8 protein-coding genes and 2 tRNA genes are annotated in these 11,526 nt (G+C 44.2%); 6 read left to right on the forward strand and 4 right to left on the reverse strand.

All coding sequences use genetic code 11. The features are described from left to right. Positions 1-131: 131 nt before the first annotated feature. A tRNA-His gene (locus tag ACED53_RS21650) sits at positions 132-207 on the reverse strand. Positions 208-254: 47 nt separating this feature from the next. Continuing rightward, positions 255-331: transfer RNA gene (locus tag ACED53_RS21655), tRNA-Arg, on the reverse strand. 297 nt (positions 332-628) lie between these two features. Here ACED53_RS21655 and ACED53_RS21660 point away from each other — a divergent pair. Continuing rightward, positions 629-1,042: a cytochrome c5 family protein gene (locus ACED53_RS21660; RefSeq protein WP_009848079.1), complete on the forward strand. Its 414-nt coding sequence runs from the start codon at positions 629-631 to the stop codon at positions 1,040-1,042. A gap of 96 nt (positions 1,043-1,138) precedes the next feature. On the opposite strand, the gene rep is transcribed toward ACED53_RS21660, so the two are convergent. Continuing rightward, entirely contained in the window at positions 1,139-3,157 is a 2,019-nt protein-coding gene (gene rep, locus ACED53_RS21665; RefSeq protein WP_012602966.1) for a DNA helicase Rep, read from the reverse strand. Between the two features lie 151 nt (positions 3,158-3,308). On the opposite strand from rep, the gene ACED53_RS21670 reads away from it, so the two are divergent. From ACED53_RS21670 to ACED53_RS21685, 4 genes are all read left to right on the forward strand, one after another. Further along, positions 3,309-3,926 carry a TetR/AcrR family transcriptional regulator gene (locus ACED53_RS21670; protein WP_009848082.1) on the forward strand — a complete coding sequence of 206 codons (618 nt, stop codon included), beginning with the start codon at positions 3,309-3,311 and terminating at the stop codon, positions 3,924-3,926. Between the two features lie 18 nt (positions 3,927-3,944). Further along, positions 3,945-5,051: an efflux RND transporter periplasmic adaptor subunit gene (locus tag ACED53_RS21675; RefSeq protein ID WP_017099979.1), complete on the forward strand. Its 1,107-nt coding sequence runs from the start codon at positions 3,945-3,947 to the stop codon at positions 5,049-5,051. An 11-nt stretch (positions 5,052-5,062) separates the two neighbouring features. Further along, positions 5,063-8,185: a multidrug efflux RND transporter permease subunit gene (locus tag ACED53_RS21680; RefSeq protein ID WP_017099978.1), complete on the forward strand. Its 3,123-nt coding sequence runs from the start codon at positions 5,063-5,065 to the stop codon at positions 8,183-8,185. A gap of 119 nt (positions 8,186-8,304) precedes the next feature. After that, on the forward strand, positions 8,305-8,556 hold the full coding sequence (locus ACED53_RS21685; RefSeq protein ID WP_009848085.1) for an accessory factor UbiK family protein: 252 nt from the start codon (positions 8,305-8,307) through the stop codon (positions 8,554-8,556). Between the two features lie 273 nt (positions 8,557-8,829). Here the strand turns inward: ACED53_RS21685 and ilvC are convergent, their stop codons facing one another. After that, entirely contained in the window at positions 8,830-10,314 is a 1,485-nt protein-coding gene (ilvC, locus tag ACED53_RS21690) for a ketol-acid reductoisomerase (protein ID WP_017096410.1), read from the reverse strand. Between the two features lie 146 nt (positions 10,315-10,460). On the opposite strand from ilvC, the gene ilvY reads away from it, so the two are divergent. Next, the gene (gene ilvY, locus ACED53_RS21695) at positions 10,461-11,351 is read left to right on the forward strand and encodes an HTH-type transcriptional activator IlvY (RefSeq protein ID WP_029225377.1); all 891 of its coding nucleotides are present in this window, start codon (positions 10,461-10,463) and stop codon (positions 11,349-11,351) included. Positions 11,352-11,526 lie beyond the last annotated feature (175 nt).

Below are 11,526 nucleotides of genomic sequence, written 5' to 3' on the forward strand. Positions count from 1 at the left end.
CCCCCGACCCTCTGGTCCCAAACCAGATGCGCTACCAAGCTGCGCTATTCACCGACTAATTTCGTATCGACTCTTGGGAATAATGAATCAACACTGGAAGCCGAAGCTACCGATATTTTGTAAAGAAAGAATGGGGTGGCTAACGAGATTCGAACTCGCGACCACCGGAATCACAATCCAGGGCTCTACCAACTGAGCTATAGCCACCATTATTTCTTTTTGCCAATTCTCACTTACCTAAGTAAGAGACCGGATGGCGCGCCTGAAAGGATTCGAACCTTCGGCCTTTGGCTCCGGAGGCCAACGCTCTATCCAGCTGAGCTACAGGCGCATGCCCTGTCGGCGGAGTGGAATAATACGTATATCACCTTATGCCGTCTAGTACTTTTTTAACTTTTTTTTCTGTTTGGTCTCTTTTTCGACAGTTAATATGTGATAAACCCCTTATTTGAGTACTACAACCCACCGCAGCTTATAAGTTGTTGTTTATTGCAACAACTTATCGGGATATAATCACCCATTATTTACATTGGTTTAACAGTTGCTCTTTGCTGATAAAGCCAAAACACCCTTCCAACACTATAAATTGGTAAGCATGTACTTACCTTGGGAATGTAAAGTGAGTTTAATGGATATGTCTCGTCGAATTTTAAGCGTTGTCATCGCAGTTTTAACCTTTTCAACTGGCGCTATGGCTTCAGGCCTAAGCGAAGCAGAGCAAGATGCTATTGCTGAACGCATCAAACCAGTTGGCCAAGTTTACCTAGTCGGCAGCGAGCCAGTAGCCGCAGAACCAACAGGCCCTCGTGATGGCGCAGCAGTTTACGGTACCTTTTGTATCGCTTGTCACGCATCTGGCGTAAGTGGCGCACCTAAAACAGGTGACGCTGGTGACTGGGGTCCTCGTATTGCCCAAGGTCGCGACATTCTAGCTGACCACGCAATCAACGGCTTCAATGCTATGCCAGCGAAAGGTTCATGTATGGACTGTTCAGATGATGAAATCAAAGATGCTATCGAGCACATGATTGCTGGTCTGTAATTTACCGATCTGTAATTAAAAATGCCAGATTCAAAAAAGGTGACCTCATGGTCACCTTTTTTATTGGCTTTTATATAACGCGATGAAAGCAAGGAATTACTTCTTGTTGAACATCGCTCGAATGTTAGCAATGTGTGCCTGTCCTTTTTCCATTCTTTCTTCAGCGGATTGTGGTTTCTTAACACTTTCCCACTCCACATCTTCATGCGGCAGTTCATCGAGGAATCGGCTTTGTGTTGGCTTTATCAATTCGCCATACTGACGACGTTCACGACATTTAGTGAAGGTCAGCTCTTTCTGCGCGCGAGTAATCCCTACATACATAAGACGACGTTCTTCTTCTACGTTACCTTCATCGACACTGGTTTGGTGTGGCAAGATACCCTCTTCGGCTCCCATCAGGAACACATACGGAAACTCTAGGCCTTTCGATGCGTGCAATGTCATTAATTGAACTTGGTCTGCATCGTCATCATCTTCACCACGCTCCATCATGTCACGTAGCGTTAAACGTTGAACCACTTCTCGTAGGGTCTTCTCTTCTTTGTCGTAGTTGTCACCCTCAAGGTCAGCAACGATCCAACTATAAAGATCAGAAACGTTCTTCATTCTCATCTCTGCAGCCTTCGGGCTTGCCGAGGTTTCGTACAACCAATCTTCATAGTTAATATCACGAACCAAAGAGCGAACAGCCTCAACGGTATTGCCACGTTCAGCATTATCAGAAATACGAACAATCCAATCGCTGAAACGGCGCAGGTTTTCTAAACCACGACCAGTCAAAGTTTGCTCTAAACCCATCTCAAAGCTCGCTTCAAACAAGCTCTTGCCACGCATGTTGGCGTAGCTGCCTAACTTCTCAAGCGTCACCGGGCCAATCTCACGACGTGGTGTGTTTACAATACGTAGAAACGCGTTGTCATCATCAGGGTTCACCAACACGCGGAGGTAAGCCATGATGTCTTTAATCTCAGCTCTAGCGAAGAAAGAGGTACCGCCAGAAATTTTGTAAGGCACACGGTTCTGCATCAACGCTTTTTCAATCAAGCGAGATTGGTGGTTACCACGGTACAGCACTGCGTAATCTTTATATTCTGTGCGATTCAAAAACTTGTGAGCGATGATCTCACCTGTAATACGCTCTGCTTCATGCTCTTCATTCTTAGCATTCAGTACCTTGAGCTTTTCACCGTCCGGGATCTCAGAGAACAGTGACTTTTCATAAACGTGTGGGTTATTAGCGATCAAGATATTCGCTGCACGCAAAATTCGACTCGTTGAGCGGTAGTTCTGCTCTAATTTGATCAAGCGTAAGTTAGGGTAGTCCTCACCTAACAGCACCAAGTTTTGCGGTTTTGCACCACGCCATGAGTAAATAGATTGGTCATCGTCACCTACGACCGTCAAACGACCACGCTCTCCCACAAGCAGACGCACCAATTCATATTGGCTGGTGTTGGTATCTTGATACTCATCGACAAGTAAATAGCGAATACGAGACTGCCAGCGCTCACGCACTTCTTGATTGGTTTTCAGAAGTAATACTGGCATCGCAATCAGATCATCAAAATCGAGCGCGTTGTATGCCTTCATCTGTTTCTGGTACATCTCAAAACAGAATGCAAACAACTGCTCTTGTTCGCCTTGAGCTCGAGCTTTCGCCTGATCTGGCGTCAGCATGTCATTCTTCCAATTCGAAATGGTGCTCATTAAAGCACGCAGCAGATCCTTATCACCATCGATCTGTCTCTCTGTTAGCTCTTTTAATAGCGCCAACTGGTCTTGGTCATCAAATAGAGAGAAGCCCGCTTTCAGACCCAGCGCTTTGTATTCACGACGAATGATAGTTAAGCCCATGGTATGAAAAGTCGAAACGATCAGGCCTTTCGATTCACCTTTACCCAGAGTTTGCCCCACACGTTCTTTCATCTCGCGTGCCGCTTTATTGGTAAAAGTTACCGCTGCAATATTGCGTGCCTTGTAACCACACTCTTGAACCAAGTAAGCAATCTTATTCGTGATAACACGTGTTTTACCAGATCCAGCGCCTGCTAATACTAAACAGGGGCCCGATACATATTTCACGGCTTCATCTTGTCTTGGGTTCAGTTTCATTTGGTTCTCAATTTGGTCTATCGGGGCGAATTCAATTGCGCGCCTATAATAATGGTGCAACACCTCGAATGCTACGCTCTCTTATGCAAGAATTTTATATCACATATGAAAAACTATGTTGCACTTATGTATGGGTCTTAGGCTATAATGAATGAACGTTCATTCATTAGTGAGTATATTATCACTGTCTGGTTTTTATTCTATGATAGATAAAAGACAACAAATTATAGATGCCGCCGAAAAACTGATTGCTGAATCAGGCTTTCACGGACTTTCTATGCATAAACTAGCTAAAGAAGCAGGAGTTGCGGCAGGAACTATTTATCGCTACTTCTCAGACAAAGAAGAACTATTACAACAAGTTCGCTTAGCTGTCACTCAACGGAATGCTGGTTTAATTCAGCAAGGCGTTGAAGATTCGATGAGTCTAAAAGAACGATTTAGAAAAATGTGGCTCAACATTTTCGAGCTCTCGGGATCAAACATCTGCAATTTAAAGAATAGAGCTCAATACGACTCTTTACCTTGTATTCGCAGCCATGAGACCAAAGAGATTGAACGAAAAATGTTCCACAAAATAGATCAACTCTTTACTGAAGGTAGAGAGCAAGGGGTATTTAAGCCTCTAGAAAACCCTGTTTTAGCAGCACTTAGCTTAGAAGTCAGTGTCACGCTGGCCCGTAAGCAATCTCTTGGATATTACCAACTTGATAAAAAAGCCATTGAAGCGGCGATTGAAGCAAGTTGGGATGCGATTATTACACACTAATTTGGAGTTCTAACTAGAATGAAAAAGTGGACTTTCTTCATGTTACTCATCGCTGTACTACTTTTCGGCAGCGTTATTGGGTTTAACATGTTTAAACAACAAAAAATTGCTGAGTTTATGGCTAACCGACCTGAGCCAGAGTTTCCAGTAACGGTAACAGAAGTTCAACCTATCGACTGGGTTCCAGTAATCGAAGCTATCGGCTTCATCGAACCTAACCAAGGTGTAACACTAGCGAACGAAACCAGCGGTGTTATTGACCAAATCTCTTTTGGTTCTGGTACTGATGTTAAAAATGACCAACTTCTTGTTCGTCTTGATTCTGGCGTAGAAAAGGCAAATCTAAAGAGCTCTGAAGCTCGCCTGCCTGCGGCAAAAGCAAAATACAAACGCTACCAAGGTCTTTTTAAGAAAGGTTCTATTTCTAAAGAAGCATACGATGAAGCAGAAGCAAACTTCTATTCTCTATCTGCTGATATTGAAAGCCTAAAAGCATCTATCGAACGTCGTGAAATTCGTGCTCCTTTCGATGGAAAAGTGGGCATTCGTAACGTTTACCTAGGTCAATACCTGCAATCAGGTACGGATATCGTTCGTTTAGAAGATACCAGTGTCATGCGCCTGCGCTTCACGGTTTCTCAAACTGATATCTCTCGCATCCATGTGGGTCAAGCTATCGACATCTTTGTTGATGCCTACCCAGAGAAGCCATTTGAAGGTTCTATCAGTGCAATCGAACCAGCAGTAAGCATCCAAAGTGGTCTTATCCAAGTTCAAGCAGATATTCCAAACAATGATGGCAAGCTTCGTAGCGGTATGTTCGCTCGTGCTAACATCATTCTGCCTAAGCTAGAGAACCAAGTTACTCTTCCTCAAACAGCGATTACTTTCACTCTATATGGCGACAATGTTTACATCTTAACTGAAGAAGACGGAGTTCAGCGTGTTGCTCAACATGTTGTAAAAGTAGGTGAGCGTACGGCTGATATTGCACACATCCTTGAGGGTGTTAAAGTTGGCGATACGGTTGTAACTTCTGGCCAAGTACGCCTAAGTAACGGCGCCAAAGTTAAAGTTGTTGAAAGTGATGCGATCACTCCACCATCTGAAACACCTAAGCTGTAACTGGAGGCACAATGCGCTTTACTGATGTTTTTATTAAACGTCCAGTTCTAGCGGTATCCATCAGCTTTTTGATTGCTCTGCTTGGTTTACAAGCAATCTTCAAAATGCAGGTGCGTGAATACCCTGAAATGACGAATACCGTGGTGACAGTCTCAACTGGTTACTATGGTGCAAGTGCCGATCTTATCCAAGGCTTTATCACCCAACCCCTCGAACAGGCTGTGGCTCAAGCGGATAACATCGATTATATGACATCTTCTTCTGTGCTAGGTAAATCTACGATTACCGTGAACATGAAGTTGAACACCGACCCGAATGCGGCATTGTCTGACATACTGGCCAAGACAAACTCGGTACGTTCTCAGCTACCTAAAGAGGCTGAAGATCCAACCGTAACCATGTCTACCGGTTCAACAACCGCGGTACTCTACATTGGTTTTACCAGTGACGAATTGGTATCGAGCCAAATTACCGACTATCTAGAGCGTGTAATCAACCCGCAGCTATTTACGGTTAATGGTGTATCTAAAGTTGATCTATATGGTGGTATGAAATACGCACTGCGCGTATGGCTAGACCCATCAAAAATGGCGGCGATTGGTCTGACTGCATCTGATGTAATGACGGTACTGAACGCTAACAACTACCAATCAGCTACGGGTCAAGCGACCGGTGAGTTCGTGCTTTACAACGGCAGTGCCGATACACAAGTATCAAACACTGAAGAACTAGAGAATCTAGTCGTGAAAAGCGGAGAAGGTGAGATCATTCGCCTATCCGATATCGCGAAGGTTTCTCTTGAAAAAAGTCACGATGTTTACCGAGCAAGTGCTAACGGCCAAGAGGCGGTTGTAGCCGCGATCAATGCGGCGCCAAGTGCGAACCCAATCAACATCGCTGCTGATGTACTGGAACTTCTTCCTCAACTAGAGAAGAACCTACCAAGCAACATCTCAATGAACGTAATGTACGATTCAACCATTGCGATTAACGAGTCAATTCAAGAAGTTATTAAGACAATCCTTGAAGCGGCATTAATCGTATTGATAGTAATTACTTTATTCTTAGGTTCATTCCGAGCGGTACTGATCCCTATTATTACTATCCCACTGTCTTTGATTGGTGTGGCAATGGTAATGCAGGCAATGGGTTTCTCTTGGAATCTAATGACACTACTTGCAATGGTACTTGCCATCGGTCTAGTGGTAGATGATGCGATCGTAGTACTTGAAAACGTCGACAGGCATATCAAGCTCGGCGAGTCCCCTTTCCGTGCAGCGATTATCGGTACCCGCGAAATTGCGGTGCCTGTTATCGCAATGACGTTAACGCTAGGTGCGGTATATGCTCCAATTGCGATGATGGGTGGTATTACAGGCTCGCTATTTAAAGAGTTTGCATTAACCCTAGCGGGTTCGGTTTTCGTATCAGGCATTGTGGCACTAACGCTCTCGCCAATGATGTGTTCAAAAATGCTGAAAGCTCACGCTGAGCCAAGCAAGTTTGAGCAGAAAGTTCATAGCGTGCTAGATGGCATGACTAACCGTTACGAGCGTATGCTTGGTGCGGTAATGCAACATCGTCCAGTATTTATTGGTTTTGCTATCATCGTATTTGCAAGTTTACCGTTGTTGTTCAAATTCATCCCTAGTGAGCTAGCACCTTCAGAAGATAAAGGTGTAATCATGTTGATGGGTACAGCACCGTCGAATGCAAACTTAGACTTCATGCAAAATACCATGAACGACGTAAACCAGATTCTGTCTGATCAGCCAGAAGTTGCTTACGCACAGGTATTTACAGGTGTGCCAAATGCAAACCAAGCATTTGGTATCGCGTCTATGGTTCCTTGGAGCGAACGTGAAGCAAGCCAATCAGACGTAGCAAACCGCGTTGGTAATTTGGTGAAAGATGTTCCAGGAATGGCGGTAACTGCATTCCAAATGCCAGAACTACCCGGTGCTGGTTCAGGCCTTCCAATTCAATTTGTCATAACAACGCCAAACAGTTTTGAAAGCTTGTTCCAAATTACCACAGACATTCTGGCTGATGTCTCTTCAAACCCGTTGTTCGTATATTCAGATCTCGACCTGAACTACGACTCAGCAACCATGAAGATCAACATCGACAAGGATAAAGCGGGCGCATACGGTGTGACCATGCAAGATATCGGTATCACGCTCGGTACCATGATGTCTGATGGCTACGTGAACCGTATAGACTTGAATGGCCGTTCTTACGAGGTTATTCCTCAAGTTGAACGTAAATTCCGTCTAAACCCTGAATCGATGAACAACTACTACGTACGTGCCGCTGATGGTAACGCCGTTCCTCTAGGCAGTTTGATTACGATTGATGTTGTGGCAGAGCCTCGCTCTCTTCCTCACTTCAACCAATTGAACTCGGCTACGATTGGTGCGGTACCGGCTCCAGGCGCTGCAATGGGTGATGCAATTGCGTGGTTTGAAGACACGGCAGCGAATAAGCTTCCAAGTGGCTACAACCATGACTACATGGGTGAAGCACGCCAATACGTAACAGAAGGTAGCGCACTTTACGCGACCTTTGGTTTAGCTCTGGCAATCATCTTCTTGGTATTGGCGATTCAGTTTGAATCACTGAAAGACCCACTGGTTATCATGGTATCTGTACCACTGGCGATCTGTGGTGCCCTAATAGCTCTGGCTTGGGGCGCGGCAACGATGAACATCTACTCGCAAGTTGGTTTGATCACCTTAGTCGGCCTGATTACCAAGCACGGTATCTTGATTTGTGAGGTTGCGAAAGAAGAGCAGCTGCACAATCAAAAAACTCGTATTGAAGCGGTAATGGAAGCAGCGAAGGTTCGTCTTCGTCCAATCCTGATGACAACGGCTGCGATGATCGCGGGTCTAATCCCACTGATGTACGCAAGTGGTGCGGGTGCGGCTCAGCGTTTCAGTATTGGTATCGTAATCGTTGCTGGTTTAGCAATTGGTACTCTATTCACGCTATTTGTACTGCCAGTGATTTACAGTTACTTAGCTGAAAAACACAAACCTCTACCTGTATTTATTGAAGACAAAGACCTAGAAAAACTAGCTCGCGTCGATGAAGCAAAAGCAGCGCACAGAGAATTAGCTGATAATAAGTAATCACTAAGTCGTAATAACAATAAAAAGGCTACTTCGGTGGCCTTTTTTTGTACGCCATAGGCGACATCGCAAGTGTGATTAAATAGAATAGTGGTAAATATTCAGGAGTTTTAATTGATATGTTTGATCCAAAAAAACTAGAGCAGATTGCTAAGCAGATCCACGATTCTATGCCTCAACCAGTAAAAGAGCTTGGTTCAGATGTAGATCAAAAAGTTCGCCAGGTTATCCAAGGCCAACTGAACAAGCTAGACGTTGTAAGCCGTGAAGAGTTTGATGTTCAAACACAAGTACTACTGCGCACTCGCCAAAAGCTGACTGAAATGGAACAAAAGCTAGCGGACTTAGAAGCAAAGATTGCCGACAAGTAAGCGTAAAGAAAGAAAACTGAAAGGGTTGGTGTTAAAGCACCAACCCTTTTGTATTTCTGAAGATCAATCAAGAACTGAAAGTCGACGAAGACTGAACAAACAATGTTCATTTCATTGATTTTTAAGACTTTGTTACTAAAAGCAAAAAGGCTTGGTCAACGGCGACCAAGCCTTTTTATTAGATGTTGTGTTGCTTATTTATAACTCCAACCTGTAAGAAGTTAGTGATACTGCTTCGCTTTTTCTGCAAATTTATAGTATCTAAGCGACAAATTAACCGCCTACAGCGATACGCTTCATGTCGCTCATGTAGCTACGTAGCTCTTCACCAATGTACTCTACAGGGTGGTTACGGATAGCTTCGTTTACTTCAATTAGTTTAGCGTTATCAACCTGGTTAGATGTTTCACCTAGACCACGGCCGATTACGTCTGTTGCTACTGAAGGCATGAACTTCTCACGTAGTAGCGGTGTTGCTACGTTAGCGAATAGGTAGTTACCATACTCAGCAGTATCAGAGATTACAACGTTCATTTCGTAAAGACGCTTACGAGCAACTGTGTTTGCGATTAGTGGAAGCTCATGTAGAGATTCGTAGTAAGCCGACTCATCGATGATGCCAGATGCTGTCATTGCTTCGAATGCTAGCTCAACACCGGCGCGAACCATAGCAACCATTAGGATACCGTTGTCGAAGTACTCTTGCTCTGAGATTTCTACGTCAGAAGCTGGGTAGTTTTCGAATGCTGTTTCGCCTGTCTCTTCACGCCAGCCTAGTAGGTTCACGTCATCGTTCGCCCAGTCAGCCATCATTGTGCTAGAGAAGTGACCAGAGATGATGTCATCCATGTGCTTGTTGTAAAGCGGACGCATTAGGTCTTTTAGCTCTTCAGAAAGCTCAAACGCTTTAACTTTAGCAGGGTTAGATAGACGGTCCATCATGTGAGTTACACCACCGAACTTAAGTGCTTCAGTAATCGTTTCCCAACCGTATTGTAGAAGTTTACCTGCGTAGCCTGGTTCGATGCCATCAGCAATCATCTTCTCGTAAGATACGATAGAACCCGCTTGTAGCATGCCACATAGAATAGTTTGCTCACCCATAAGGTCAGATTTAACTTCAGCTACGAATGAAGACTCTAGGCAACCTGCACGGTGGCCACCAGTACCTGCAGCCCAAGCTTTAGCGATATCCCAGCCTTCACCTTTAGGGTCATTTTCTGGGTGAACAGCGATCAGTGTTGGAACACCGAAACCACGCTTGTACTCTTCACGTACTTCAGAACCTGGACACTTAGGTGCAACCATTACAACGGTAAGGTCAGCACGTAATTGCATTCCTTCTTCAACAACGTTGAAACCATGAGAGTAACCAAGAGCAGCGCCTTCTTTCATTAGAGGCATTACTGTCTCAACAACATTAGTGTGTTGCTTGTCGGGAGTAAGGTTAATAACTAGGTCTGCTTGAGGGATTAGCGTTTCGTAGCTACCAACTACAAAGCCGTTTTCGTCGGCATTCTTGAATGATTGACGCTTCTCATCAATTGCAGCTTGGCGTAGAGCGTAAGATACGTCTAGACCAGAATCACGCATGTTTAGACCTTGGTTCAGGCCTTGAGCACCACAGCCAACAATGACGATCTTCTTACCTTCAAGGTATTCAGCTTCAGTCGTAAATTCTTCACGATCCATGAAACGGCAGCGACCTAATTGGTCTAGTTGCTCACGAAGGTTTAATGTATTGAAATAGTTAGCCATTGTAGGGCACTCCTTTAAAAATAAGTCCGTAAGGTCGATATCTCTCTATCGAATGACTTCATACTAAAACAGACACTCCGTTGCTGAAAGTGATATATTCACAATTAGTTATTGCAATAAATGCAACATGGAAACGATCGCAAAACATGAACATAAAATCTCTACAATTATTTATACATTTATGTGATAGCAAGAGTTTCAGCAAAACAGCTGCGGCTATGCACGTCAGTCCTTCAGCACTTAGTCGTCAGGTACAAAAGCTTGAAGAAGAAACGGGGCAAGAATTGCTTATCAGAGATAACCGCAGTGTTGATCTCACTCCAGCAGGAAAGCACCTATTGCCAGTAGCATTAAGCATCGTTGGAGAGTGGCAGCAATACAATCTTCACCTGAAAGGTGGTGAGCAAGAACTTAAAGGTGAAATCCGCATATTTTGCTCGGTAACGGCTAGTTACAGCCACCTACCTGAGCTCATAACCGAATTCAGAGCTATTCATCCGTACATTGAATTTAAGCTCTCTACAGGCGATCCGGCTCAATCCATCGACAAGATTTTAAATGATGAAGCAGATATTGCTATCTCAGCGAAGCCAGACATTCTTCCTTCAAGATTAGAGTTCGAAACCATCAGCGATATACCACTGTCAGTCATCATCCCATCCGGTGTGAGTAGTTTTAGCCAGCAGCTGCAATCAGAGAAACCAAACTGGAATGAAGTACCTTTTATCATCCCAGAAGCAGGTACTGCACGAGAACGTGCGAACGCATGGTTCAAAAAGATGAAGATAAAACCCAATATTTACGCTCAGGTATCTGGTCATGAAGCGATCGTCAGTATGGTTGCCCTTGGTTGTGGGGTTGGTATTGCGCCAGACGTTGTAATCAACAACAGTCCTGTGAGAGATAAAGTCGACCGCTTAAAAATAGAACCAATCAAGCCGTTTGAATTGGGAGTGTGCTGTAAGCGATCGCAGTTAGAAAATCCGTTGATTAGAGCATTTTGGCAGGTAGCTGAAGGTAAATACCTTCAAGACTAGTTATCTATAAGTGAAAACAAGCAAGTGTTGAGTCACAGATAAAGAGCACGTTAGTGCTCTTTTTTGTTTTTCTAAACGACAAATATGAAAAAAGCCCGCTGATTTCTCAGCGGGCTTTTCAATGGTGGTGGAGGGATAGGGATTTGAACCCTAGAACCGCTATTAACGGTTGCCG

Source organism: Vibrio sp. 1F169, assembly GCF_041439605.1.
Taxonomy (GTDB): Bacteria; Pseudomonadota; Gammaproteobacteria; order Enterobacterales; family Vibrionaceae; genus Vibrio; species Vibrio tasmaniensis_A.

Coding starts and splice junctions, on each gene's coding strand:
- ACED53_RS21660 (WP_009848079.1), top strand. CDS start 629: ATGGATATGTCTCGTCGAATTTTAAGCGTTGTCATCGCAGTTTTAACC.
- rep (WP_012602966.1), bottom strand. CDS start 3,157: ATGAAACTGAACCCAAGACAAGATGAAGCCGTGAAATATGTATCGGGC.
- ACED53_RS21670 (WP_009848082.1), top strand. CDS start 3,309: ATGAACGTTCATTCATTAGTGAGTATATTATCACTGTCTGGTTTTTAT.
- ACED53_RS21675 (WP_017099979.1), top strand. CDS start 3,945: ATGAAAAAGTGGACTTTCTTCATGTTACTCATCGCTGTACTACTTTTC.
- ACED53_RS21680 (WP_017099978.1), top strand. CDS start 5,063: ATGCGCTTTACTGATGTTTTTATTAAACGTCCAGTTCTAGCGGTATCC.
- ACED53_RS21685 (WP_009848085.1), top strand. CDS start 8,305: ATGTTTGATCCAAAAAAACTAGAGCAGATTGCTAAGCAGATCCACGAT.
- ilvC (WP_017096410.1), bottom strand. CDS start 10,314: ATGGCTAACTATTTCAATACATTAAACCTTCGTGAGCAACTAGACCAA.
- ilvY (WP_029225377.1), top strand. CDS start 10,461: ATGAACATAAAATCTCTACAATTATTTATACATTTATGTGATAGCAAG.